General features: G+C 54.4%; 22 protein-coding genes and 2 tRNA genes. 16 read left to right on the forward strand and 8 right to left on the reverse strand.

Going from position 1 to position 24,802, the window contains the following annotated elements; genetic code table 11:
• Window positions 1-21 precede the first annotated feature (21 nt).
• The 3 genes from OGV77_RS09920 to rsmC all read right to left on the reverse strand — a co-directional run bounded on the left by OGV77_RS09920 (window position 22) and on the right by rsmC (window position 1,476).
• Window positions 22-107 (reverse strand) — tRNA-Leu (locus OGV77_RS09920).
• Between the two features lie 28 nt (window positions 108-135).
• Window positions 136-222, reverse strand: a tRNA-Leu gene (locus OGV77_RS09925).
• A 222-nt stretch (window positions 223-444) separates the two neighbouring features.
• Complete coding sequence (gene rsmC, locus OGV77_RS09930) at window positions 445-1,476, reverse strand: 16S rRNA (guanine(1207)-N(2))-methyltransferase RsmC (RefSeq protein WP_043018329.1); 1,032 nt, start codon at window positions 1,474-1,476, stop codon at window positions 445-447.
• A gap of 102 nt (window positions 1,477-1,578) precedes the next feature.
• Here rsmC and holD point away from each other — a divergent pair, with 102 nt between their 5' ends.
• The 8 genes from holD (at window position 1,579) to OGV77_RS09970 (ending at window position 7,966) form a co-directional block, all read left to right on the forward strand.
• Entirely contained in the window at window positions 1,579-1,992 is a 414-nt protein-coding gene (gene holD / locus OGV77_RS09935) for a DNA polymerase III subunit psi (RefSeq protein WP_047406371.1), read from the forward strand.
• Window positions 1,961-2,407: a ribosomal protein S18-alanine N-acetyltransferase gene (gene rimI / locus OGV77_RS09940; RefSeq protein WP_043018331.1), complete on the forward strand. Its 447-nt coding sequence runs from the start codon at window positions 1,961-1,963 to the stop codon at window positions 2,405-2,407. Before holD ends, rimI begins: the two co-directional genes overlap by 32 nt.
• Window positions 2,408-2,421: 14 nt before the next feature.
• Window positions 2,422-3,102, forward strand: coding sequence for a pyrimidine 5'-nucleotidase (gene yjjG / locus OGV77_RS09945; protein ID WP_043018332.1), 681 nt, complete (start codon window positions 2,422-2,424; stop codon window positions 3,100-3,102).
• Between the two features lie 92 nt (window positions 3,103-3,194).
• The gene (gene prfC, locus OGV77_RS09950; RefSeq protein ID WP_016151601.1) at window positions 3,195-4,784 is read left to right on the forward strand and encodes a peptide chain release factor 3; all 1,590 of its coding nucleotides are present in this window, start codon (window positions 3,195-3,197) and stop codon (window positions 4,782-4,784) included.
• 307 nt (window positions 4,785-5,091) lie between these two features.
• Window positions 5,092-5,709 carry a molecular chaperone OsmY gene (gene osmY / locus OGV77_RS09955; RefSeq protein WP_043018333.1) on the forward strand — a complete coding sequence of 206 codons (618 nt, stop codon included), beginning with the start codon at window positions 5,092-5,094 and terminating at the stop codon, window positions 5,707-5,709.
• A gap of 127 nt (window positions 5,710-5,836) precedes the next feature.
• Window positions 5,837-5,998 (forward strand): DUF1328 domain-containing protein, encoded by a 162-nt coding sequence (locus tag OGV77_RS09960; RefSeq protein WP_003019081.1) that lies wholly within the window; start codon window positions 5,837-5,839, stop codon window positions 5,996-5,998.
• 121 nt (window positions 5,999-6,119) lie between these two features.
• Window positions 6,120-7,193 (forward strand): patatin-like phospholipase family protein, encoded by a 1,074-nt coding sequence (locus tag OGV77_RS09965; protein WP_087050987.1) that lies wholly within the window; start codon window positions 6,120-6,122, stop codon window positions 7,191-7,193.
• The gene (locus OGV77_RS09970; protein ID WP_075145241.1) at window positions 7,190-7,966 is read left to right on the forward strand and encodes a metal-dependent hydrolase; all 777 of its coding nucleotides are present in this window, start codon (window positions 7,190-7,192) and stop codon (window positions 7,964-7,966) included. Before OGV77_RS09965 ends, OGV77_RS09970 begins: the two co-directional genes overlap by 4 nt.
• A 95-nt stretch (window positions 7,967-8,061) precedes the next feature.
• Here OGV77_RS09970 and OGV77_RS09975 read toward each other — a convergent pair whose 3' ends face one another.
• Window positions 8,062-8,925: a YjjW family glycine radical enzyme activase gene (locus tag OGV77_RS09975; RefSeq protein WP_087050988.1), complete on the reverse strand. Its 864-nt coding sequence runs from the start codon at window positions 8,923-8,925 to the stop codon at window positions 8,062-8,064.
• Window positions 8,897-10,447, reverse strand: coding sequence for a YjjI family glycine radical enzyme (locus tag OGV77_RS09980; protein ID WP_087050989.1), 1,551 nt, complete (start codon window positions 10,445-10,447; stop codon window positions 8,897-8,899). Before OGV77_RS09980 ends, OGV77_RS09975 begins: the two co-directional genes overlap by 29 nt.
• Before the next feature lie 261 nt (window positions 10,448-10,708).
• Between OGV77_RS09980 and deoC the strand changes: the two genes are divergently transcribed.
• From deoC to deoD, 4 genes are all read left to right on the forward strand, one after another.
• Complete coding sequence (deoC, locus tag OGV77_RS09985; RefSeq protein WP_042312514.1) at window positions 10,709-11,488, forward strand: deoxyribose-phosphate aldolase; 780 nt, start codon at window positions 10,709-10,711, stop codon at window positions 11,486-11,488.
• 168 nt (window positions 11,489-11,656) lie between these two features.
• On the forward strand, window positions 11,657-12,979 hold the full coding sequence (gene deoA, locus OGV77_RS09990; RefSeq protein WP_043018339.1) for a thymidine phosphorylase: 1,323 nt from the start codon (window positions 11,657-11,659) through the stop codon (window positions 12,977-12,979).
• A gap of 52 nt (window positions 12,980-13,031) precedes the next feature.
• On the forward strand, window positions 13,032-14,255 hold the full coding sequence (deoB, locus tag OGV77_RS09995; RefSeq protein ID WP_043018340.1) for a phosphopentomutase: 1,224 nt from the start codon (window positions 13,032-13,034) through the stop codon (window positions 14,253-14,255).
• Between the two features lie 195 nt (window positions 14,256-14,450).
• Window positions 14,451-15,170 (forward strand): purine-nucleoside phosphorylase, encoded by a 720-nt coding sequence (gene deoD, locus OGV77_RS10000; protein ID WP_000224864.1) that lies wholly within the window; start codon window positions 14,451-14,453, stop codon window positions 15,168-15,170.
• Between the two features lie 97 nt (window positions 15,171-15,267).
• Here deoD and lplA read toward each other — a convergent pair whose 3' ends face one another.
• Together lplA and OGV77_RS10010 are read right to left on the reverse strand one after the other, a co-directional pair.
• Window positions 15,268-16,284, reverse strand: a complete 1,017-nt coding sequence (gene lplA / locus OGV77_RS10005; RefSeq protein WP_141110907.1) for a lipoate--protein ligase — start codon at window positions 16,282-16,284, stop codon at window positions 15,268-15,270.
• Window positions 16,285-16,311: 27 nt separating this feature from the next.
• The gene (locus tag OGV77_RS10010; RefSeq protein ID WP_087052209.1) at window positions 16,312-16,953 is read right to left on the reverse strand and encodes a YtjB family periplasmic protein; all 642 of its coding nucleotides are present in this window, start codon (window positions 16,951-16,953) and stop codon (window positions 16,312-16,314) included.
• Window positions 16,954-17,068: 115 nt separating this feature from the next.
• Here OGV77_RS10010 and serB point away from each other — a divergent pair, with 115 nt between their 5' ends.
• The 3 genes from serB to nadR all read left to right on the forward strand — a co-directional run bounded on the left by serB (window position 17,069) and on the right by nadR (window position 20,804).
• A complete protein-coding gene (serB, locus tag OGV77_RS10015) occupies window positions 17,069-18,037 on the forward strand; it encodes a phosphoserine phosphatase (RefSeq protein WP_043018343.1) in 969 nt (322 codons plus the stop codon).
• A gap of 11 nt (window positions 18,038-18,048) precedes the next feature.
• Complete coding sequence (gene radA, locus OGV77_RS10020; protein ID WP_043018344.1) at window positions 18,049-19,431, forward strand: DNA repair protein RadA; 1,383 nt, start codon at window positions 18,049-18,051, stop codon at window positions 19,429-19,431.
• A gap of 140 nt (window positions 19,432-19,571) precedes the next feature.
• Entirely contained in the window at window positions 19,572-20,804 is a 1,233-nt protein-coding gene (nadR, locus tag OGV77_RS10025) for a multifunctional transcriptional regulator/nicotinamide-nucleotide adenylyltransferase/ribosylnicotinamide kinase NadR (RefSeq protein ID WP_043018345.1), read from the forward strand.
• 99 nt (window positions 20,805-20,903) lie between these two features.
• Here the strand turns inward: nadR and ettA are convergent, their stop codons facing one another.
• Complete coding sequence (gene ettA / locus OGV77_RS10030) at window positions 20,904-22,571, reverse strand: energy-dependent translational throttle protein EttA (protein ID WP_043018346.1); 1,668 nt, start codon at window positions 22,569-22,571, stop codon at window positions 20,904-20,906.
• Window positions 22,572-22,778: 207 nt separating this feature from the next.
• Between ettA and sltY the strand changes: the two genes are divergently transcribed.
• On the forward strand, window positions 22,779-24,716 hold the full coding sequence (sltY, locus tag OGV77_RS10035; RefSeq protein ID WP_286502652.1) for a murein transglycosylase: 1,938 nt from the start codon (window positions 22,779-22,781) through the stop codon (window positions 24,714-24,716).
• The last annotated feature ends 86 nt before the right edge of the window (window positions 24,717-24,802 follow it).

A 24,802-nucleotide genomic window follows, 5' to 3' on the forward strand; every position in this document is an offset into this window, starting at 1 on the left:
ATTTTTTTGATATCGCCTCGTTGGTGCGAGGGGGGGGACTCGAACCCCCACATCCTAAGGACACTAACACCTGAAGCTAGCGCGTCTACCAATTCCGCCACCTTCGCCCAGTGCGAGCAATATCAACGTGGATTATGGTGCGAGGGGGGGGACTTGAACCCCCACGTCCGAAAGGACACTAACACCTGAAGCTAGCGCGTCTACCAATTCCGCCACCTTCGCATACCATCGACACTCAAAAAGTATCGTTACCACGGGGGCGAATTCTAGAGATTTTATGCAGGGCGTCAACAGTTAATTATCGAACTTAACGTGATTGCCGAAAAAAAAGGCGTTTCTTCGGGGTTTGGCGTTTTATCCAGGCCGGATGAGCGCTAGCGCTATCCGGCGTTGCTCGGTGTCACGTCGGATGGCGGCGTAAACGCCTTATCCGGCCTGGATCGGTCAGGCTTTTTTCGCCTGGCGCGTCATGACGGTGCGATAGACCTTAAAGCGCCCGGTCTGCGCGATAACTTCGTGGAAGCCAAACACTTCATCCAGTACCTTCGGATAAGGCAGGAAGGCGTTCGCCACGATACGCAGCTCACCGCCGCTGTTGAGGTGGCGCACTGCGCCGCGAATCAGCGTCTGCGCGGCATCGAGGCTGGTCTGCATCCCATCGTGGAACGGTGGGTTGGAGATGATCATATCAAAGCGACCCGTCACGTCAGAAAAGACGTTACTGGCGATGACGTCACCTTCAATCCCGTTGGCGGCAAGCGTTGCGCGGCTGGCTTCAACCGCGGCGGCGCTAACATCGCACAGGGTTAAGCGCACTTTTGGCGAGTGGCTGGCTAGCGCGACGGAGAGTACGCCCGCGCCACAGCCGACATCCAGAACTTTGCCTTTGGTGTGTGGCGTCAGCGTGGAGAGCAGCAGTTGGCTGCCAACATCCAGGCCGTCGCGGCTGAATACGCCCGGCAGCGTTTTGATGGTCAGATTTTCGGTCTGGTATTCATCCCAGTATTTTTCGGCATCAAAGACCGGCTGTTTTTCCAGACGACCATGGTACAGGCCACAGCGACGCGCGCTGTCGACTTTGTTCAGCGGCGCGTATTCGGCCAGCATTTGCTCTGCGCTACGTACGCCGCTGCGGTTCTCACCCACCACAAAAATATCAGTACCTACCGGTAACAGCGAAAGAAGGTTCATCAACTGGAACTGGGCTTCCGGCTTATTCTTCGGCCAGTAGTAGATTAACGTATCGCTATCGCCGACGTCATCGGCCTGCGCGACGAGGCTGAAGCGGACGTTGTCGCCCATCTGGCGGTTAAGCACCTGCCAGTGGTGAAGCTGCTGAGTGTGCGCACGGCTGGCGGCGCTTTCAAAATGGGCAGGCAGGTCATCCTGCAAATCACCGGCAAACAGAATACGGCTTTGTTCGAAATCATCACTGTGGCGCAGCAAGACTTCACTTGCCGGGGTAAAAGCAGACATGGAGTGCTCCTTAAATTGTACAGCGGGGGATTATAGTTGTTTGATGGCGCGGATTCGACAAATTTGCTATATTTGCGCCCCTGATTACAGGAGTGTTTCGCTATGACATCCCGACGAGACTGGCAGTTACAGCAACTGGGCATTACGCAGTGGTCGTTGCGTCGTCCTGGCGCACTGCAGGGCGAGATCGCGATTTCAATTCCTGCGCATGTCCGTTTGGTGATGGTTGCTGCACAGTTACCCGCGCTAACCGAACCGTTGATGAGCGATATTTTACGCGCATTAACCGTCAGCCCGGATCAGGTTTTACAACTGACGCCTGACCGTGTCGCCATGCTGCCGCAGGGCAGCCGCTGTAATAGCTGGCGGCTGGGAACCGATGAGCCGCTGCTGCTGGAGGGCGCTCAGGTCGCGAGTCCTGCGTTTAATGAATTACGGGAAAACCCAGCGGCCCGCGCCGCGTTATGGCAACAAATCTGCGCATATGAACACGATTTCTTCCCTCGAGCCGACTGATTTACCTGCAGCATTTCAGATTGAAAAACGCGCCCACGCTTTTCCGTGGAGTGAAAAAACATTTGCCAGCAACCAGGGCGATCGCTACCTCAATTTTCAGTTGAGGGTTGGCGACGTGATGGCCGCCTTTGCGATTACGCAGGTCGTGCTGGATGAAGCTACGCTGTTCAATATCGCCGTTGATCCTGACTTTCAGCGCCGGGGCCTGGGGCGTGAGCTGCTGGAGCACCTGATCGATGAGCTGGAAAAGCGTGGCATTTTGACCCTGTGGCTTGAGGTGCGCGCCTCAAATGCTGCCGCTATCGCGCTATATGAAAGCCTGGGCTTTAATGAGGCAACGATCCGGCGCAATTACTATCCGACGGCCGATGGTCATGAAGATGCCATTATCATGGCATTACCAATCAGCATGTAAGACAAGGTGTAATGATGAAGAAGTGGGACTGGATTTTCTTTGATGCCGACGAAACGCTGTTTACGTTTGACTCGTTTACCGGCTTACAGCGGATGTTTCTCGACTATAGCATTACTTTTACCGCTGAAGATTTTCAGGACTACCAGGCTGTAAATAAACCGCTGTGGGTGGATTATCAAAACGGCGCGATTACCTCATTACAACTGCAGCATGCCCGTTTCCAGAGCTGGGCTGAACGCCTGAAGGTCGAGCCAGGCCAGCTTAACGACGCATTCATCAATGCGATGGCGGAAATCTGCTCGCCGTTGCCAGGGGCGGTTTCTCTGCTCAATGCGATTCGTGGTAAAGCGAAAATCGGCATCATTACTAACGGCTTTACGGCGTTGCAACAAATCCGCCTTGAGCGGACGGGGCTGCGCGACTATTTCGACCTGCTGGTGATTTCTGAGCAGGTTGGCGTGGCAAAACCCGATCCCCGTATTTTTGACCATGCGCTGGAGCAGGCGGGCAATCCTGACCGTTCCCGTGTGCTGATGGTGGGTGACACCGCAGAGTCCGATATTCTTGGCGGCATTAACGCTGGGCTATCCACCTGCTGGCTAAATACGCACCACCGCGAGCAGCCAGCGGGCATTCAGCCCACCTGGACCGTAGCGTCATTAAGCGAACTGGAGCAACTCCTGTGTAAACACTGATTGCCTCCCCCCCGTTGATGGGTAAAATAGCCGCAATTTTTCGTATTCAACTTGCACGGCCCGTTGCCGTGCTTACCTAAGAAGATTTGACTATGACGTTGTCTCCTTATTTGCAAGAGGTGGCCAAACGCCGCACTTTTGCCATTATTTCTCACCCGGATGCCGGTAAAACGACAATTACTGAAAAGGTACTGTTATTCGGACAGGCGATTCAGACCGCCGGTACGGTAAAAGGCCGTGGCTCCAGCCAGCATGCCAAATCTGACTGGATGGAAATGGAAAAGCAGCGTGGTATCTCGATTACCACCTCCGTAATGCAGTTCCCGTACCATGACTGCCTGGTCAACCTGCTGGATACCCCGGGGCACGAAGACTTCTCCGAAGATACTTACCGTACCCTGACGGCGGTGGACTGCTGCCTGATGGTTATTGACGCCGCAAAAGGCGTTGAGGACAGGACCCGTAAGCTGATGGAAGTTACCCGTCTGCGCGATACGCCAATCCTGACCTTTATGAACAAACTCGACCGTGACATCCGCGATCCGATGGAGCTGCTGGATGAAGTCGAGAACGAACTGAAAATCGGCTGTGCGCCGATCACCTGGCCGATTGGCTGCGGTAAGTTGTTCAAAGGCGTCTATCACTTATATAAAGACGAAACTTACCTGTACCAGACGGGTAAAGGCCATACCATTCAGGAAGTCCGCATTGTTAAAGGTCTGAACAACCCGGAACTTGATGCTGCCGTGGGCGAAGACCTGGCGCAGCAGTTGCGTGACGAACTGGAGCTGGTGCAGGGCGCGTCTAACGAATTCGACCATGAGCTGTTCCTCGCAGGCGAAATCACCCCGGTCTTCTTCGGTACCGCGCTGGGTAACTTCGGCGTTGACCATATGCTGGACGGTTTAGTGGAGTGGGCACCTGCGCCGATGCCGCGTAAAACCGACACCCGCGTCGTTGAGGCTTCCGAAGAGAAGTTCACCGGCTTCGTGTTTAAAATTCAGGCCAACATGGACCCGAAACACCGTGACCGCGTGGCGTTCATGCGCGTGGTGTCCGGTAAGTACGAAAAAGGCATGAAAATGCGCCAGGTGCGCATTGGTAAAGACGTGGTTATCTCCGATGCGCTGACCTTTATGGCTGGTGACCGTTCTCACGTGGAAGAAGCGTATCCGGGCGATATTCTTGGTCTGCACAACCACGGCACTATCCAGATTGGTGATACCTTCACCCAGGGCGAAATGATGAAGTTCACCGGTATTCCGAACTTCGCGCCGGAGCTGTTCCGTCGTATTCGCCTGAAGGATCCGCTGAAGCAGAAACAGCTGCTGAAAGGGCTGGTTCAGCTGTCAGAAGAGGGTGCAGTGCAGGTCTTCCGTCCGATCGCCAATAACGATTTGATCGTGGGCGCTGTCGGTGTGCTGCAGTTCGACGTGGTGGTTTCACGCCTGAAGAGCGAATACAACGTTGAAGCGATTTATGAGTCGGTCAACGTGGCGACTGCCCGCTGGGTAGAGTGTTCTGACGTGAAGAAATTCGAAGAATTCAAGCGTAAAAACGAAATTCAGCTGGCGCTGGATGGCGGTGATAACCTGACCTATATTGCGCCGACCATGGTTAACCTGAATCTCACCCAGGAACGTTACCCAGACGTTCAGTTCCGTAAAACGCGCGAACACTAATCGACCTTCCAGGGCACGGTATCCGCCGTGCCCTGCAACTTTCCCTGTCTTTTAAATCCCTTGCGGAATGTTCTTAAAACCTCTCATTTTTCTTTTGTTTGCCTGTTTTTTAGTCAATCTGGACTGCGATCACGAAATCCTGAACTATATTTAACAATGTGATGACATAAATGTCGGCGTTAAATGCTTTTTAGGCTGCCTGTTGCAGCTTCTATTGCTGATATTTATTCCACTTACAAGATTAGTTGCTGGCTCAAGCCCTATAACGGCAGAGCATAGCTTTTAGCAAACATACAGGAATACATCGATGACAATGACAGGACTTAAGATTTCTAAAACGCTGCTGGCCGTGATGCTGACTTCCGCTGTTGCAACGGGTTCTGCTTTTGCAGAAAACTCCACGACGGATAAAGCGCAATCCGGCGTCGAAAGTGCGGGGCAGAAAGTCGATAGCTCTATGAACAAAGTCGGTAATTTCATGGATGACAGCACCATCACCGCGAAAGTGAAAGCCGCGCTGGTGGACCACGATAGCATTAAGAGCACCGATATTTCCGTCAAAACCGATCAGAAGGTGGTGACGCTAAGCGGGTTTGTTGAAAGCCAGGCACAAGCCGAAGAGGCGGTGAAAGTGGCGAAAGGCGTAGAGGGTGTGACCTCCGTCAGCGACAAATTACACGTGCGTGATAGCAAAGATACTTCTGTAAAAGGCTATGCGGGCGATACGGCAATCACCAGTGAGGTAAAAGCCAAACTGCTGGCCGATGATATTGTCCCTTCCCGCAAAGTGAAGGTTGAAACCACCGATGGCGTGGTACAGCTTTCAGGAACTGTTGAATCACAGGCTCAAAGCGATCGCGCTGAGAGCATCGCCAAAGCAATTGATGGCGTGAAAAGCGTCAAAAACGATCTTAAAACTCACTAATTAGACTTAATTCGTCCTCCTGACGTTTGTCGGGAGGCGTGTTGTGCACCACACTGAAAATATCGCCGATGGGCAGCCTGAGTGCTCATATCAAGCGGTGACATTAACTATGGTAAAGGAGAAGCACATGTTTCGATGGGGCATCATATTTCTGGTTATCGCGTTAATTGCCGCTGCACTGGGTTTTGGTGGACTGGCGGGTACCGCTGCAGGCGCAGCGAAAATTGTTTTTGTGGTGGGGATCATTCTGTTTCTGGTCAGCCTGTTTACCGGGCGTAAACGACCGTAATAAGTAAACCGTAAAGATATCTTGCTACTCAGCCAGTCCAGCGGACTGGCTTTTACGGTTTTAGCGGCAGGCATTTTGCGTTACTTTGTTCTCCTATTAAAAAAACAACAGGAAGGCAGAGGTGGGGCAGAGAATACCCGTCACGCTCGGTAATATCGCGCCGTTATCGTTACGTCCGTTCCAACCAGGCAGTATGGCGCTGGTGTGCGAAGGCGGGGGACAAAGAGGCATTTTCACCGCTGGCGTACTGGATGAATTCATGCGGGCGCAGTTCAATCCCTTTGATCTCTTCTACGGGACGTCCGCTGGCGCGCAAAACCTTTCAGCTTATCTCTGTAACCAGCCTGGTTACGGTCGTAAAGTCATCATGCGTTACACTACCCGACGTGAGTTTTTTGACCCGGTGCGCTTTGTGCGCGGGGGAAACTTAATCGATCTCGACTGGCTGGTGGATTCGACCGCCTCCCAGATGCCGCTGGCAATGGATAACGCCGAGCGCCTGTTTGCCGCAGGGAAAGCGTTTTATATGTGCGCCTGTCGGGGCGATGACTACACGCCGGGCTATTTTTCGCCGAATCGGCAAAATTGGCTCGATCTTATCCGTGCTTCCAGCGCGATTCCCGGATTCTACCGCACAGGAGTTGCGCTCGATGGCGTGAACTATCTTGATGGTGGCGTCAGCGACGCCATACCGGTGCAAGAGGCGGCGAAGCACGGAGCAAAAACGCTGGTGGTTATCCGCACAGTACCCTCGCAAATGTACTATACGCCACAGTGGTTCAAACGTATGGAACGCTGGCTGGGCGAAAGCAGTCTGCAACCGTTATTGAATCTGGTCCAGCACCATGAAGACAGCTATCGCGCGATCCAAAGTTTTATTGAGAAACCGCCGGGTAAACTGCGCATCTTTGAGATCTATCCACCCAAGCCGCTCCATAGTATGGCGTTGGGAAGCCGTATTCCGGCGCTGCGGGAAGATTACAAGACAGGACGCCTGTGTGGTCGTTACTTCCTGGCGACAGTCGGCAAACTGCTGGCGAAAAATGCGCCGCTGCCTCGTCAGACGCCGAAGATTGTGGTGCCGGGGCCGGTGGTGGTTCCTCCCGCGCTGGTGGCCAACGACGCCCACGCGCCTGTGGTAGCCAATGCGCCTCAGGCGAACGACACGACGTTTGATAATGAGGATTTGGCGTGAGTTATCGTTTTATCGATACGCATTGTCATTTTGATTTCCCACCGTTTACCGGCGATGAATCTGCCAGCATTCAGCGCGCGGCTGACGTCGGCGTGCAAAGCATTATCGTTCCGGCTACCCAGGCGGCGAATTTTCCCCGCGTACTGGCGTTAGCGGAACATTATCCTTCATTGTTTGCTGCCCTGGGGCTGCACCCGATTGTCATTGAACAGCATGGTGATGATTGCCTGGAACAGTTGCAGCAGGCGCTGGATAAGCGTCCCAAAAAGCTGGTGGCAGTAGGCGAAATTGGGCTGGATCTGTATCGGGACGATCCGCAATTCGACAAGCAAGAGCGACTGCTGGAAGCGCAGCTTAAGCTGGCGAAGCGTTACGAATTGCCGGTGATCCTGCATTCGCGGCGCACTCATGACAAGCTGGCGATGCACCTTAAACGCCATGCTTTGCCACGAACAGGCGTGGTGCATGGGTTTTCCGGAAGCGTGCAGCAGGCCGAACGCTTTGTGCAACTGGGGTACAAAATTGGCGTGGGCGGCACCATTACTTATCCGCGGGCCAGTAAAACCCGCGAGGTAATGGCGCAACTGCCGCTGGACTCGCTGCTGCTGGAAACCGACGCGCCGGATATGCCGCTCAACGGCTTTCAGGGACAGCCCAACCGCCCTGAGCAGGTAGTCAGAGTGTTTGACGTCTTATGCGAGCTGCGCCCGGAACCTGCAGATGTGATCGCTGACGCGCTGTATCGCAATACGACCGCGTTGTTTACTGTGTGATTGTTGCGTGCCGGATGCGACGCAAAAGCGTCTTATCCGGCCTACGGACTGACCTCATGTGTAGGCCGGATAAGGCATAGCCGCCATCCGGCATTTCACAGGTACAGCGCTGGGAAGATCATATTATTCACACCGCGTTCGCGTAGCCCTTGCGCCAGTTGCTCGACATCCTCCGGCGTTGCACTCGGCCAGTCTTTCGCTTCGCCATACACCCCGTGCGCATGAAAGGCATTCAGCCGTACCGGTACATCACCTGAACGCTTGATAAACGCCGCCAGCGCATCGATATGCTGCAGATAATCCACCTGACCAGGAATCACCAGCAGGCGCAGCTCCGCCAGTTTTCCCTGCCCGGACAAAAAGGTAATGCTCTGTTTAATCAGCGTGTTATCGCGGCCAGTTAGCTGTCGATGACACACGCTGTCCCAGGCTTTTAAATCAAGCATCACGCCGTCGCACACCGGCAACAATTTTTGCCAGCCGGTTTCGCTTAACATGCCGTTGCTATCTACCATGCAGGTCAGGTGTTGCAACTGTGGATCGGTTTTGATCGCGCTAAACAGCGCCACGATAAACGGCAACTGGGTGGTTGCTTCGCCGCCGCTGACCGTAATTCCCTCAATAAACAGCACTGCCTTGCGAATATGCTCCAGCACCTCATCAACGCTCATGTTCTGCGCCATCGGCGTGGCCTGCTGGGGGCACAGGTGCAGGCAGGTATCGCACTGCTGACACACGTCGGACTGCCACCATACTTTCCCCGCGCTCAGGCTCAGCGCTTCATGCGGGCAATGCAGTACACACTCCCCGCAGTCGTTGCAGCGCCCCATCGTCCACGGGTTGTGGCAATTTTTACAGCGCAGATTACATCCTTGCAGAAACAGAGCCAGGCGACTGCCCGGCCCGTCGACGCAGGAGAAAGGAATCAGCCTACTTACTGAAGCGCATCTGCTGTTCATGGCTTATCACGCGAGGTTGTCGTTCCAGAATGCGCGTATTGCGCGCGGCTTCTTCACCAAGCCAGGTGGTGTTGGTGCGTGAACCTGCGGCACGATATTTTTCCAGATCCGACAGGCGGACCATATAGCCGGTGACGCGGACCAGATCGTTGCCGCTCACGTTGGCTGTAAACTCGCGCATTCCGGCTTTAAACGCCCCGAGGCACAGTTGCACCAGCGCCTGAGGATTACGTTTGATGGTTTCATCCAGCGTGAGAATGTCGCTGATCCCGGCGTGATAAAACGCGTGATGCGGCGCGACGGTTTGCAGATGGGTGATCGGGTCCGGCTCATCGCCGTAGGGCAGACGCGCGCCCGGCGTGGTGCCGATGTCAGAACTGATCCCTGACTGTGCATGCAGCATCGCACGCTGATTCCAGCCATATTTCACCGGGGTGCTTTCGACAAACTCCGCCAGTTGGGCGCTGATACGATAGCCGAGCTGATTGGCGAACGCATCTTTGCCGTAGCGCGCGTTCTCCCCCGCCTTATCGCACAGCAGCTTCACCGCCTCCGCCAGGCCATACATGCCGAACATAGGCACAAAACGTTCGGGATCAATCAACCCTTCCTGCACGAGGAAGCTATTCTCAAAGAAATGTGATTTTTCATAAAGGAATTCACATCGTGAATCAATGATGGCGATTTGCTGTTGGCAATAGTGCGGTAGGGCGCGCGTAAAGAAGTCATCGACAGAGGTACTGCGCTCTGCGATGGCTTTCAGATTAAGCCTGACCAGCGTGCTTCCGCCTCCGGCGAGCGGCAACGAGTTGTAACAGCTGACGACGCCATAATGACCTTTTGTGAAAATTTTATCATTTTCAGGGCCGTTGGAAATGTGCGGCTTACTGCACTCGCAGATATTTTGCGCCACGTTGAGCAGCAGATCGTCAGGGGTAATTTGCGGATCATAAATAAATGTCAGATTAGGTGAAACCTGCTTTAGCTCTGCATCTGCACGTAAAATCGCTCGGGTGACTGGCGTATCGGCGGGGCCGATGTTGGCATGCATAAACGCGTCTGGCAGGGTTCTGTCGAGATAACGCCAGAAACGTTTTATTCGAATATCGATCTCTTCTTGTGTTAGAATTCTAACATATGGTTGCAACAGGGCGTCGAGCTGACCGAGATAGACCGGCATTGAGGTCACTGACGGAACGTGATGGTACAGGATGGTGAGCAAGGACAACGCATCATCAAGATCGCTGGCGCCTTCCAGCTCCAGCCACGATGAACCGTTGGCCAGAAAACGCGCATAGTCGGGTAAGACATAGCGCGGTTTGAACGGGGCGTGACCTTCGTACATATCGCAGATCACCCCGTCATCCAGCGCCTGGCGTGCCTCAGCAGGCAGTTGCGGATAAGGCAGCGCGTTTTCAGCCTCCAGCGCCAGAAAATGGCGTTTCTGCTCAGGGCTGAGCACCGGACTGGTCACGATTTGTTGGCAACGCTGTTGCAGCGCGAGTTCGCTTGAAGTGGGCATCGTTGATTCCTTTTTATCCCGAAGGTGTAACGCCATTGTAGAAAGCAACGCCGCCACAACCTTTGATCCGGATGCGCCTGATGCCACCGCATCCCCTCAGGAAAGGTTATTTATTTGAAGTAGATCTCATTAGAGTAATGCAAATCTGTATGTGGTTTTCATTAACTGTGATGTATATCGAAGTGTAATAGCGAGCGGATGTTAGAATACTAACAAACTCGCAAGGTGAAATTTTATACGGCGATGCCGTTGGAGAATGTTATGACCGATTTAACAGCAAGCAGCCTGCGTGCACTGAAACTGATGGACCTGACCACCCTGAATGATGACGACACCAATGAAAAAGTGATCGCGCTGTGTCATCAGGCGAAGACCCCAGTTGGCAACACGGCAGCAATTTGCATCTATCCACGTTTCATTCCTGTTGCGCGTAAGACTCTGAAAGAGCAGGGCACGCCGGACATCCGTATTGCCACCGTCACCAACTTCCCGCACGGCAACGACGACATCGAGATTGCGCTGGCTGAAACCCGCGCGGCGATAGCCTACGGTGCAGATGAAGTTGACGTGGTGTTCCCGTACCGTGCGCTGATCGCGGGTAACGAGCAGGTTGGTTTTGATCTGGTTAAAGCCTGTAAAGACGCGTGCGCGGCGGCAAACGTGCTGCTGAAAGTGATCATCGAAACCGGTGAACTGAAAGAAGAAGCCCTGATTCGCAAAGCGTCTGAAATCTCCATCAAAGCCGGTGCTGATTTCATCAAAACCTCTACCGGTAAAGTGCCGGTCAATGCGACCCCTGAAAGCGCTCGCATCATGATGGAAGTGATCCGCGACATGGGTGTTTCTAAAACCGTAGGTTTCAAACCGGCTGGCGGCGTGCGTACTGCAGAAGATGCACAGCAGTTCCTGGCGATTGCCGACGAACTGTTTGGCGCTGACTGGGCTGATTCTCGTCACTATCGTTTTGGCGCATCCAGCCTGCTGGCGAGCCTGCTGAAAGCGCTGGGTCATGGCGACGGTAAGAGCGCAAGCAGCTACTAAGTTTGAATTGCCCATCGTAGGCCGGATAAGGCGCAGCCGCCATCCGGCATCAGTACGACCGCCGGGTGCGCGTTGCTTACCCGGCCTACAACGGCTTGGATTATTAAGAGTAATCATTCATTGCAGTGGGTTTTCCGCAGCATTTAACCTGATTAATCGGGGGTTACCGTGTTTCTCGCACAAGAAATTATTCGTAAAAAACGTGATGGTCATGCGCTGAGCGATGAAGAAATTCGTTTCTTTATCAATGGTATTCGCGACAACACCATCTCTGAAGGACAAATCGCCGCCCTGGCGATGACCATTTTCTTCCACGATATGACAATGCCTGAGCGAGTTTCGCTGACCATGGCAATGCGTGATTCAGGAACCGTGCTGGACTGGAAAAGCCTGCAGCTGAACGGCCCGATTGTGGATAAACACTCTACCGGCGGCGTGGGTGACGTAACGTCACTGATGTTAGGCCCGATGGTTGCTGCCTGTGGCGGCTATATTCCGATGATCTCCGGGCGTGGCCTGGGGCACACCGGCGGTACGCTCGATAAACTGGAAGCGATTCCTGGGTTTGATATCTTCCCGGACGACGCGCGTTTCCGTGAAATTATTAAAGACGTGGGTGTGGCGATTATTGGGCAAACCAGCTCGCTCGCACCGGCGGATAAACGTTTTTATGCCACCCGCGATATTACCGCGACCGTGGATTCCATCCCGCTGATTACCGGCTCCATCCTGGCGAAAAAGCTGGCGGAAGGGCTGGATGCATTGGTGATGGATGTGAAAGTAGGCAGCGGCGCCTTTATGCCGACCTACGAGCTTTCTGAAGCCCTTGCCGAAGCGATTGTCGGCGTGGCGAACGGGGCGGGTGTACGTACCACCGCGCTGTTAACCGATATGAACCAGGTACTGGCCTCGAGCGCTGGTAACGCGGTAGAAGTCCGCGAAGCGGTGCAGTTCCTGACCGGTGAATACCGCAATCCACGTCTGTTAGACGTCACCATGGCGCTGTGCGTGGAAATGCTGATCTCCGGCAAACTGGCGAAAGATGACGCCGAAGCCCGTGCGAAATTGCAGGCGGTGTTGGATAACGGTAAAGCGGCAGAGATTTTTGGTCGCATGGTTGCGGCGCAGAAAGGACCGACCGATTTCGTCGAAAATTATGCGAAGTACCTGCCGACGGCAATGCTCAGCAAAGCGGTATATGCTGATACCGAAGGCTTTGTTAGCGCCATGGATACTCGAGCGCTGGGAATGGCGGTCGTTTCCATGGGCGGCGGTCGTCGTCAGGCTTCGGACACCATTGATTACAGTGTTGGCTTTAGCGACATGGCGCGTTTGGGCGACAGCGTAGATGGACAGCGTCCGCTGGCGGTGATCCACGCGAAAGATGAAGCCAGCTGGCAGGAAGCGGCGAAAGCGGTCAAAGCGGCAATCAGCCTTGACGATAAAGCGCCAGAAATTACACCGACAGTCTATCGTCGTATAACCGAATAACTGTATACTGATCCGATCGCTTTTTTGCGGCGCAAAAGGTACGGAGATTAATATGAAACGTGCATTTATTATGGTGCTGGACTCCTTTGGTATTGGTGCGACTGAAGATGCGGATCGCTTTGGCGACGTAGGCTCAGACACTATGGGACACATTGCAGAAGCCTGTGCGAAAGGTGAAGCTGACAATGGTCGCAAAGGCCCACTGACTCTGCCTAACCTGACCCGTCTGGGCCTGGTGAAAGCTCACGAAGGTTCTACCGGTAAAATTGCTGCTGGCATGGACGGTAACGCGGAAGTCATTGGCGCCTATGCATGGGCGCATGAACTCTCTTCCGGGAAAGATACACCGTCTGGTCACTGGGAAATCGCCGGTGTTCCGGTTCTGTTTGACTGGGGTTATTTCTCCGATCATGAAAACAGCTTCCCGCAGGAACTGCTGGATAAGCTGGTAAAACGTGCCAACTTGCCGGGCTACCTCGGCAACTGCCACTCTTCCGGTACCGTGATTTTGGATCAACTGGGTGAAGAGCATATGAAAACCGGCAAGCCGATTTTCTATACCTCCGCTGACTCCGTGTTCCAGATTGCCTGCCACGAAGAGACTTTTGGCCTGGATAAACTCTACGAGCTGTGCGAAATCGCCCGTGAGGAACTGACCGAAGGTGGTTACAACATCGGTCGTGTTATCGCACGTCCGTTTATCGGTGATAAAGCCGGTAACTTCCAGCGTACCGGTAACCGTCACGATCTGGCCGTTGAGCCGCCAGCACCGACCGTGCTGCAGAAACTGGTCGACGAGAAAGACGGTCACGTGGTTTCCGTCGGTAAAATCGCGGATATCTACGCTAACTGCGGCATCACTAAAAAAGTGAAAGCCACCGGTTTGGACGCGCTGTTCGACGCCACCATCAAAGAGATGAAAGAAGCCGGTGATAAGACCATCGTCTTCACCAACTTCGTTGATTTCGACTCTTCCTGGGGACATCGTCGCGATATCGCCGGTTACGCCGCGGGTCTGGAACTGTTTGACCGCCGTCTGCCAGAGCTGATGGAGCTGGTAGGTGAAGATGACATTCTGATCCTGACCGCCGACCACGGCTGCGACCCGAGCTGGACCGGCACTGATCACACCCGTGAGCACATTCCGGTACTGGTCTACGGCCCGAAAGTTAAACCTGGCTCTTTAGGTCACCGTGAAACCTTCGCGGATATCGGTCAGACGCTGGCGAGCTACTTTGGTACGTCGCCGATGGACTACGGTAAAAACATGCTGTAATACCCGTTGTCTTTCGCGCTGTAGATGCGTTGACTTCATTCGCTCACCCCGGTCACATAGTGAATCTATGCTCCCGGGGATACACGAATTCGTCGCCTTCCTACAACGCGAAATCCTTAGGGTATTTGGATACGTTTTGTAGGCCTGATAAGGCGTAGTCGCCATCAGGCAATAACAACGAAATAAGGATAAAAAATGGCAACTCCACATATTAATGCAGAAATGGGTGATTTCGCTGACGTCGTATTGATGCCGGGCGACCCGCTGCGTGCAAAGCATATTGCTGAAACTTTCCTCGAAGATGTTCGTGAAGTGAACAACGTGCGCGGCATGTTAGGTTTCACCGGTACTTATAAAGGCCGTAAGATCTCCGTAATGGGCCACGGTATGGGTATCCCGTCCTGTTCCATCTACACCAAAGAGTTGATCACCGATTTCGGCGTGAAGAAAATCATTCGCGTAGGTTCCTGCGGCGCTGTGCGTATGGACGTTAAACTGCGTGACGTGGTTATCGGTATGGGCGCCTGCACCGACTCCAAAGTTAACCGTATCCGTTTTAAAGATCATGACTTCGCCGCTATCGCTGATTTCGACATGGTGCGTAACGCGGTTGATGCGGCAAAAGCGCTGGGCGTAGACGCGCGCGTGGGCAACCTGTTCTCCGCTGACCTGTTCTACTCTCCGGACGGCGAAATGTTCGACGTGATGGAAAAATACGGCGTGCTGGGCGTGGAAATGGAAGCGGCGGGCATCTACGGCGTCGCGGCTGAGTTTGGTGCGAAAGCGCTGACCATCTGCACCGTATCCGATCATATCCGTACTCACGAGCAAACCACTGCGGCTGAACGTCAGACGACCTTCAACGACATGATCAAAATCGCACTGGAATCCGTTCTGCTGGGCGATAAAGAGTAAGCGTTGTTTGCCCGGTGGCTCTGAGCTGACCGGGCTTACCATTCTTCTCGTAGGCCGGATAAGGCGTCGCCGCCATCCGGCATTTTCAGACCAGTGCTTAACGCACCGCTCCGGCAATCCATGCCGACAGCTCGCGTAACTCTTTTTCCTGCTCCGGGAAATCAACCAGCAGCGCCTCACACTCCTGTTGCAGCATATCCGCACGGTACAAGCATCCTTGCAGACGACCCGCCAGCGCTTCTAACGGCGCGGGATTGAGGCTGTCGGTAAACACCTGCGTACGTGTGATATGACCTTTCTCCACGTCGAAATGCAGCTCAACGCCGCCCCAGGTGAAACGCTCGTCAAGCAGGTGCGAGAATGCAGGTGCCTGACCAAAATTCCACTCCCAACTGCTCTGGCGGGCAAAGGTGTCGGCAAAGTTCGGCAGATCCGGCGTTTTATCCGGCGAGATAATTTCCGCTTCGACACGTTCGCCGTAGTGGGTAAAAAAGGCTTCCGTAATGGCCTGACAGACCTGTTGATGGGTAATGCCCGGCAACAGCTCCGTTAAATTCGCCACCCGCGAGCGAACCGAGGTGATGCCTTTGGCGGCAAGTTTCTTTTTATCGGGATTGAGATAGTTTGCCAGGCGGCTTAAATCCGCGTTCAACAGCAGCGTGCCGTGGTGGAATCCGCGATCTTTCGTTTCCCGATAAGCAGAGCCGGAAACCTTGCGATCGCCGTCCGGCGTTTTGACCACCAGATCGTTACGCCCGGAGGCGTCGGCCTCTACGCCCAGCGCGTTCAGAGCATTAAGGACAATCGCGGTGGAGATGGTTTTGTCGTACTCTGGCTTACCGGCCATAAAGGTAAAGCAAGTATTGCCTAAGTCATGGAATACCGCGCCGCCGCCGCTACTGCGACGGGCGAGCCGCACGTTGTCTTCCTCCAAACGCCGGGTATTACACTCTTTCCACGGGTTTTGCGCCCGGCCAATCACCACCGTATCGGCGTTACGCCATAAGAACAAGACGCGCTGCGTGGCGGGCATCTGGCGAAAAATGCACTCTTCGACCGCGAGGTTAAACCACGGATCGTAAGAGTCTGAGATAAGCAGGCGTAGTGTGGTCATGGTTGATTTCCCTTTATTTTACTGTTTTTACTCTTTTTTCTCGTTTTCTTCTTCCTGCACCGGTTTGTTGGCGGTCAGCAGGAAAGGGGATTGCTGCCAGCGGGTACGCTTACCTTGCAATAAGGTACGGGTCAGCACCACGCCGATTGCCAGCGACAGAAGCAGCATCAGGCGTAAGATGTTGGTGGTGTTATCCACCTGCTTGGCTTCGGTCGCGAGCGTGTGGGTATCCAGCGTCAGGCGTAGATAGCCCAGCGGACCATTTTTTCCCTGGATGGGTTCGACAATCTGCTGGTTAAAATATCCTCCGGCTTTTTTGCCGTCGAGCGCCAGCCGGTCACGAACATTGACGCTCTCACCGGTGCGCGTAATCAGGTCTCCCTGTTCGTCGTACACGCCAGCGTCCAGAATACGGCTACTCTCCGTCAGTTGCGTGAGCACCGCCTTAATGCGCTTTTCATCCGGCGTTTCGGTACGCATCAATGGGGCGACGTTTAACGCGACCTGGCGAGCCAGCGTGCGCGCCAGCTCTTCGAGCTGAGGATTACGCTGCTGCTGGTGGCTTTGACTAAACCAGGAAGCCCCCTGCATCAGAGCGACGAGCAGCGCAAGGCAGGACAATACAATCACTGCACGATGAAGTCGGAATTTCAGTTTTGTGCGAGCCATATTCCACCTGCTGAAAATTTGAGACTTAATGTTGCCAGAAGCGCTGGTTACAGGGTAGCCTCATGCGTTATTTTCCCCTGATGATTCCGACCCGAACGATTTTACAGGAGCTTTAATGCCTAACATTACCTGGTGCGATCTACCTGAAGATGTCTCTCTGTGGCCAGGTCTGCCTCTCTCTTTAAGCGGTGATGAAGTCATGCCGCTGGATTACCACGCGGGCCGTAGTGGCTGGCTGCTGTACGGTCGTGGGCTGGATAAGCAACGGTTAACGCAATACCAGAGTAAACTGGGCGCAGCGATGGTGATCGTGGCGGCGTGGTGCGTTGAAGATTATCAGGTGATTCGTCTGGCGGGCTCATTAACGCCACGCGCGGCAAAACTGGCGCATGACGCCAGACTGGATGTTGCACCGCTGGGTAAAATTCCACATCTGCGCACGCCGGGTTTACTGGTGATGGACATGGACTCGACGGCAATCCAGATCGAGTGTATTGATGAAATTGCTAAACTGGCCGGAACCGGCGAAATGGTTGCCGAAGTCACCGAACGCGCGATGCGTGGCGAACTGGACTTTACCGCCAGCCTGCGCAGCCGCGTGGCGACGCTGAAGGGCGCTGATGCCAATATTTTGCACCAGGTGCGCGAAACACTTCCGCTGATGCCTGGCCTGACTCAACTGGTGTTAAAACTGGAAACGCTCGGCTGGAAAGTGGCAATCGCCTCCGGCGGCTTTACCTTCTTTGCCGATTATCTGCGTAACAAACTGCGTCTGACGGCGGCTGTGGCAAACGAGCTGGAGATCATGGACGGTAAATTCACCGGCAATGTGATCGGTGATATCGTCGATGCGCAGTACAAAGCCAATACATTGACCCGACTGGCGCAGGAGTATGAGATCCCGATCGCGCAGACGGTAGCGATCGGCGACGGCGCCAACGACCTGCCGATGATCAAAACGGCCGGATTGGGTATTGCGTATCATGCCAAACCGAAAGTGAATGAAAAGACGGAAATTACTATCCGTCATGCTGACCTGATGGGCGTGTTCTGCATTCTCTCCGGCAGCATGAACCAGAAATAACGAGGTAAAACGTGGCAAAAGCTCCAAAACGCGCCTTTGTTTGTAATGAATGCGGGGCCGATTACCCGCGCTGGCAGGGGCAATGCAGCGCCTGCCAGGCCTGGAACACCATTACCGAGGTACGCCTTGCCGCGTCGCCGACGGTGGCGCGTAACGAGCGGCTCAGTGGCTATGCCGGGAATGCGGGCGTCGCAAAAGTGCAGAAGCTGTCTGACATCAGCCTTGAGGAACTGCCGCGTTTTTCCACCGGATTTAAAGAGTTTGACCGCGTGCTGGGCGGCGGGGTGGTACCCGGCAGCGCCATTCTGATTGGCGGTAACCCCGGCGCGGGGAAATCAACGCTGCTGCTGCAAACGCTGTGCAAGCTTGCTGAGCAGATGAAAACCCTGTACGTCACCGGTGAAGAGTCGTTGCAACAGGTAGCGATGCGCGCGCACCGGCTTGGCCTGCCGACGGCGAATCTGAACATGCTGTCAGAAACCAGTATCGAACAAATTTGCCTGATTGCCGAAGAAGAACAACCGAAACTGATGGTGATCGACTCCATTCAGGTGATGCACATGGCGGATATTCAGTCTTCGCCGGGCAGCGTGGCGCAGGTGCGCGAAACGGCGGCCTACCTGACGCGTTTTGCCAAAACGCGCGGTGTGGCGATTGTGATGGTTGGTCATGTCACCAAAGACGGATCGCTGGCCGGGCCGAAGGTGCTGGAGCACTGTATCGACTGCTCGGTGCTGCTCGACGGTGATGCCGATTCCCGCTTCCGTACACTGCGTAGCCATAAAAACCGCTTTGGCGCGGTGAATGAGCTGGGCGTCTTCGCCATGACGGAACAGGGGCTGCGTGAAGTCAGTAACCCTTCCGCTATCTTCTTAAGCCGTGGCGATGAAGTCACCTCCGGCAGTTCAGTGATGGTGGTCTGGGAAGGCACGCGTCCGCTGCTGGTAGAGATTCAGGCATTGGTCGATCACTCAATGATGGCGAACCCACGTCGCGTGGCGGTCGGTCTGGAACAGAACCGCCTGGCGATTCTGCTGGCGGTGCTGCATCGTCACGGCGGCTTGCAGATGGCGGATCAGGACGTGTTCGTCAACGTGGTCGGCGGCGTAAAAGTCACCGAAACCAGCGCCGACCTGGCGCTGCTGCTGGCAATGGTTTCCAGCCTGCGCGACAGGCCGTTGCCGCAGGACTTAGTGGTCTTTGGCGAAGTAGGACTGGCAGGCGAAATCCGTCCGGTACCCAGCGGCCAGGAGCGTATTTCGGAAGCGGCAAAGCACGGCTTTCGTCGGGCGATAGTTCCCGCCGCCAACGTGCCGAAAAAAGTACCGGAAGGGATGCAGGTCTTTGGCGTTAAAAAGCTTGCGGATGCGTTAGGCGTGTTTGACGACTTATAATCCTCTGTTTGCAGTGATGTTGTATAATTTGCCGGATGGCGACGCAATGCGTCTTATCCGGCCAACGGATTGATGTTGTAGGCCTGATAAGCGAAGCGCCATCAGGCAGTGTTACGCGATTTTTCCAGCAGGAGGCTCTTGTGTCATCGTTCGACTATCTCAAAACCGCCATAAAGCAAAAAGGCTGTACCCTGCAACAGGTGGCGGATGCCAGTGGCATGACCAAGGGATACCTAAGCCAACTGCTGAATGCCAAAATCAAAAGCCCCAGTGCGCAAAAGCTGGAGGCATTGCACCGCTTTCTTGGGCTGGAGTTTCCACGCCAGCAGAAAAATATTGGTGTGGTATTCGGTAAGTTTTATCCGCTGCACACCGGTCATATCTATCTTATCCAGCGTGCATGTAGTCAGGTTGATGAACTGCATATCATCATGGGCTATGACGACACGCGCGATCGCAGCCTGTTTGAAGACAGCGCCATGTCGCAACAGCCTACGGTACCCGATCGTCTACGTTGGCTGCTGCAAACCTTTAAGTATCAGAAAAATATCCGTATTCATGCCTTCAACGAAGAGGGCATGGAGCCGTATCCGCACGGTTGGGACGTGTGGAGCAACGGGATCAAAACGTTTATGCAGGAGAAAGGGATCCAGCCAAACTGGATCTACACTTCTGAAGAATCAGATGCCCCGCAGTATCTGGAACATCTGGGGATCGAAACCGTGCTGGTGGATCCCAAGCGAACGTTTATGAGCATCAGTGGCGGGCAAATTCGTGAGAACCCGTTTCGCTACTGGGAGTATATACCGACCGAAGTGAAGCCGTTTTTCGTACGTACCGTGGCGATCCTCGGCGGGGAGTCGAGCGGCAAATCGACGCTGGTGAACAAGCTCGCCAACATCTTTAACACCACCAGTGCGTGGGAATATGGGCGTGATTACGTTTTCTCCCATTTGGGCGGCGATGAGATGGCGTTGCAGTATTCCGACTACGATAAGATCGCCCTGGGACAAGCGCAATACATTGATTTTGCAGTTAAGTATGCCAATAAAGTGGCGTTCATCGACACCGATTTCGTGACCACTCAGGCCTTCTGTAAAAAGTATGAAGGGCGTGAACACCCGTTTGTGCAGGCGCTGATTGACGAGTATCGCTTTGATCTGGTGATCCTACTGGAAAACAACACCCCGTGGGTGGCGGATGGTTTGCGCAGCCTTGGTAGTTCGGTTGACAGAAAAGCGTTTCAGACGCTGCTGGTTGAGATGCTGCAGGAAAACAATATCAATTTTGTGCACGTTCAGGAGCCGGACTACGACGGTCGATTCCTGCGCTGCGTGGAGTTGGTGAAAGAGCTCATGGGCGAGCAGAGATAGTTTAAATGCCGGATGGCGCTGCGCTTATTTGGCCTACAAGTCGCACTAACCTCGTAGGCCGGATAAGGCGTAACGCCGCCATCCGGCGCTTAACGGTAATTACTTAGAAATACGCTTGTACTTAATACGCTTCGGCTCCAGCGCATCTGCGCCAAGCGTGCGTTTCTTGTACTCTTCGTATTCGGTAAAGTTACCTTCGAAGAACTCAACCTTACCTTCATCCTGGTAATCCAGAATGTGAGTCGCGATACGGTCAAGGAACCAACGGTCGTGCGAGATAACCATCGCGCAGCCCGGGAATTCCAGCAGGGCGTTTTCCAGCGCACGCAGGGTTTCAATATCCAGGTCGTTGGTTGGTTCATCGAGCAGCAGCATGTTGCCGCCAACCTGCAGCAGCTTCGCCAGATGCAGACGACCACGCTCACCGCCGGACAGCTCGCCGACGCGTTTGCCCTGATCCACACCTTTGAAGTTGAAGCGGCCCACGTAGGCGCGGCTTGGCATTTCGGTATTGCCAATACGCATGATATCCAGCCCGCCGGAAACTTCTTCCCATACGGTTTTGCTGTTGTCCATCGCATCACGGAACTGGTCAACGGAGGCCAGTTTGACGGTTTCACCCAGCGTGATGGTGCCGCTGTCAGGCTGTTCCTGACCGGACATCATACGGAACAGGGTTGATTTACCCGCGCCGTTCGGACCGATGATGCCGACAATGGCGCCTTTCGGTACCGAGAAGCTCAGGTCGTCAATCAGCACACGATCGCCGTAGGATTTACGCAGATTGGTGACTTCAACGACTTTATCGCCCAGACGAGCTCCAGGTGGGATAAACAGTTCGTTGGTTTCGTTACGCTTCTGATATTCGGTGTTGTTCAGTTCTTCAAAGCGCGCCAGACGGGCTTTGCCCTTAGACTGACGGCCTTTAGCGCCCTGACGTACCCACTCCAGCTCTTTCTCAATGGATTTACGGCGAGCCGCTTCCTGAGAGGCTTCCTGGGCCAGACGCTGATCTTTCTGCTCCAGCCAGGAGGAGTAGTTGCCTTCCCACGGAATACCTTCACCACGGTCAAGCTCCAGAATCCAACCCGCTACGTTGTCGAGGAAGTAACGGTCGTGGGTGATCGCCACTACGGTGCCTTCGAAATCGTGCAGGAAGCGTTCCAGCCATGCCACGGATTCCGCATCCAGGTGGTTGGTCGGTTCGTCGAGCAGCAGCATGTCTGGTTTTTCCAGCAGCAGGCGGCACAGCGCGACGCGGCGGCGTTCACCACCGGAGAGATTCTCAATTTTAGCGTCCCAGTCCGGCAGACGCAGGGCGTCGGCGGCACGCTCAAGCTGCACGTTCAGGTTATGACCGTCATGGGCCTGAATAATCTCTTCAAACTTGCCCTGTTGCGCGGCCAGTTTGTCGAAGTCAGCGTCCGGCTCGGCGTACTTCGCGTACACTTCATCCAGGCCTTTCAGCGCGTTAACCACTTCTGCAACCGCTTCTTCAACGGATTCGCGAACGGTATGTTCCGGGTTCAGTTTCGGCTCCTGCGGCAGGTAACCGATTTTAATGCCAGGCTGTGGGCGAGCTTCACCTTCGATATCGGTATCAATGCCGGCCATGATGCGCAGCAGGGTAGATTTACCCGCGCCGTTCAGACCGAGTACACCGATTTTGGCGCCAGGGAAGAAGCTCAGTGAGATGTTTTTAAGAATATGACGTTTCGGCGGAACGACTTTGCCGACACGATGCATGGTATAAACGAATTGAGCCACGTGGACTTCGCCTCTTTTATAGTGATGAATAGAGTTTTCAAAGGCGAAGTGTAGCCTTTTTCATTGCTCAATCCCAGCCAGCAGATCTCACTCGCAACAAAAGTAAAAAAGTGTCCGTGACGTGGCGCATTCTGCAATGTCTGGTTAGCATGAATGAATTAAGCGGCATGATGCTGCACAGACGTAACATGAGAAGAGGAAGAGCTTGTGGACAAAGCCAATCAATTTACCTGGCGCCTGCTGGCGGCCAGCGTATGTCTGCTGACGGTCAGTCAAGTGGCGCGAGCCGATTCCCTGGATGAGCAGCGCAATCGCTATGCGCAAATTAAGCAGGCCTGGGATAACCGACAGATGGATGTCGTCGAGCAGATGATGCCCGGCCTGAAGAACTATCCTCTGTATCCTTATCTGGAATATCGTCAGATTACGGACGATCTGATGAATCAGCCGACCATTACCGTCACCAATTTTGTGCGCGCCAACCCGACGCTGCCCCCAGCGCGTACTCTGCAATCACGTTTCGTGAATGAACTGGCGCGACGGGAAGACTGGCGTGGACTGCTGGCATTCAGTCCGGAAAAACCGGGTACCACGGAAGCGCAATGTAACTATTACTTTGCGAAATGGAGCACCGGGCAAACCGAAGAAGCCTGGCAGGGCGCGAAAGAACTGTGGTTGACCGGGAAAAGCCAGCCGAACGCTTGTGACAAATTATTCGGCGTATGGCGCGCCTCAGGCACCCAGGATCCGCTGGCGTATCTGGAGCGTATTCGTCTGGCGATGAAAGCCGGGAATACCGGACTGGTCACCGCGTTGGCCGGACAGATGCCCGCGCAATATCAAACTATCGCTTCGGCGATCATTGCGCTGGCCAACGATCCAAATTCGGTGATGACCTTTGCTCGCACTACTGGCGCCACGGATTTCACCCGACAGATGGCAGCGGTGGCCTTTGCCAGCGTGGCGCGTCAGGATGTGGAGAATGCCCGCCTGATGATCCCGTCTCTGACACAAGCACAGCAGTTGAATGACGAGCAAACTCAGGAGCTGCGCGACATTGTTGCCTGGCGTTTGATGGGCAACGACGTCACCGACGAGCAGGCCAAATGGCGCGATGACGCCATTATGCGTTCGAATTCCACCTCGCTTGTGGAGCGTCGCGTGCGCATGGCGCTGGGAACCGGCGATCGTCGTGGCCTGAATACCTGGCTGGCGCGTCTGCCAATGGAAGCAAAAGAAAAAGATGAGTGGCGCTACTGGCAGGCCGATCTGCTGCTGGAACGCGGACGCGAAGCGGAAGCCAAAGAGATCCTGCATCAGCTCATGCAGCAGCGCGGATTCTATCCGATGGTGGCGGCACAGCGTCTGGGCGAAGAGTATGAGTTGAAAGTGGATAAAGCCCCAGCCAACGTTGACTCAGCGTTAACTCAGGGCCCGGAAATGGCGCGCGTACGCGAGCTGATGTACTGGAACATGGATAATACCGCGCGCAGTGAATGGGCGAATCTGGTCACCAGCCGCACTAAGTCTGAGCAGGCTCAACTGGCGCGTTACGCGTTCAATAATCACTGGTGGGATCTGAGCGTGCAGGCGACGATCGCCGGTAAGCTGTGGGATCATCTGGAAGAGCGCTTCCCGCTGGCCTACAAGGATCTGTTTACCCGTTACACCAGCGGCAAGGATATTCAGCCGAGCTATGCGATGGCGATAGCGCGTCAGGAAAGCGCCTGGAACCCGAAAGTGAAATCGCCGGTCGGCGCCAGCGGACTGATGCAGATTATGCCAGGCACGGCGACGCATACGGTGAAAATGTTCTTGATTCCGGGTTACAGCAGCCCGAGCCAGCTACTGGATCCTGATACCAACATCAACATTGGTACCAGCTATTTGCAGTATGTTTACCAGCAATTCGGTAATAACCGCATTTTTGCGTCGGCGGCCTATAACGCCGGACCGGGGCGCGTTCGCACCTGGCTTGGCAATAGCGCGGGCCGGATTGATGCCGTCGCGTTTGTCGAGAGCATTCCATTCTCAGAGACGCGTGGTTACGTGAAGAACGTGTTGGCTTACGATGCGTACTACCGCTATTTCCTCGGTGATAAACCGGAGTTGATGAGCGACGCAGAATGGCAACGTCGTTACTGATCGCGTCGGTTGTGTTATGCTATCGTACTCGTTAAAGAGTACAAAAGGGGGAAGCAAGCACGCTTCCCCCGCAACGATGGCGATAT

This window comes from Citrobacter sp. Ce129, assembly GCF_030334545.1.
Taxonomy (GTDB): Bacteria; Pseudomonadota; Gammaproteobacteria; order Enterobacterales; family Enterobacteriaceae; genus Citrobacter; species Citrobacter europaeus.

What these genes read in the sequence shown, in the direction of transcription:
- prfC (WP_016151601.1), top strand. Translation starts at nt 3,195, where the DNA reads ATGACGTTGTCTCCTTATTTGCAAGAGGTGGCCAAACGCCGCACTTTT.
- rimI (WP_043018331.1), top strand. Translation starts at nt 1,961, where the DNA reads ATGAACACGATTTCTTCCCTCGAGCCGACTGATTTACCTGCAGCATTT.
- OGV77_RS09975 (WP_087050988.1), bottom strand. Translation starts at nt 8,925, where the DNA reads ATGAACAGCAGATGCGCTTCAGTAAGTAGGCTGATTCCTTTCTCCTGC.
- lplA (WP_141110907.1), bottom strand. Translation starts at nt 16,284, where the DNA reads ATGACCACACTACGCCTGCTTATCTCAGACTCTTACGATCCGTGGTTT.
- holD (WP_047406371.1), top strand. Translation starts at nt 1,579, where the DNA reads ATGACATCCCGACGAGACTGGCAGTTACAGCAACTGGGCATTACGCAG.
- deoD (WP_000224864.1), top strand. Translation starts at nt 14,451, where the DNA reads ATGGCAACTCCACATATTAATGCAGAAATGGGTGATTTCGCTGACGTC.
- OGV77_RS09960 (WP_003019081.1), top strand. Translation starts at nt 5,837, where the DNA reads ATGTTTCGATGGGGCATCATATTTCTGGTTATCGCGTTAATTGCCGCT.
- OGV77_RS09980 (WP_087050989.1), bottom strand. Translation starts at nt 10,447, where the DNA reads ATGCCCACTTCAAGCGAACTCGCGCTGCAACAGCGTTGCCAACAAATC.
- rsmC (WP_043018329.1), bottom strand. Translation starts at nt 1,476, where the DNA reads ATGTCTGCTTTTACCCCGGCAAGTGAAGTCTTGCTGCGCCACAGTGAT.
- deoC (WP_042312514.1), top strand. Translation starts at nt 10,709, where the DNA reads ATGACCGATTTAACAGCAAGCAGCCTGCGTGCACTGAAACTGATGGAC.
- osmY (WP_043018333.1), top strand. Translation starts at nt 5,092, where the DNA reads ATGACAATGACAGGACTTAAGATTTCTAAAACGCTGCTGGCCGTGATG.
- yjjG (WP_043018332.1), top strand. Translation starts at nt 2,422, where the DNA reads ATGAAGAAGTGGGACTGGATTTTCTTTGATGCCGACGAAACGCTGTTT.
- serB (WP_043018343.1), top strand. Translation starts at nt 17,069, where the DNA reads ATGCCTAACATTACCTGGTGCGATCTACCTGAAGATGTCTCTCTGTGG.
- OGV77_RS10010 (WP_087052209.1), bottom strand. Translation starts at nt 16,953, where the DNA reads ATGGCTCGCACAAAACTGAAATTCCGACTTCATCGTGCAGTGATTGTA.
- deoB (WP_043018340.1), top strand. Translation starts at nt 13,032, where the DNA reads ATGAAACGTGCATTTATTATGGTGCTGGACTCCTTTGGTATTGGTGCG.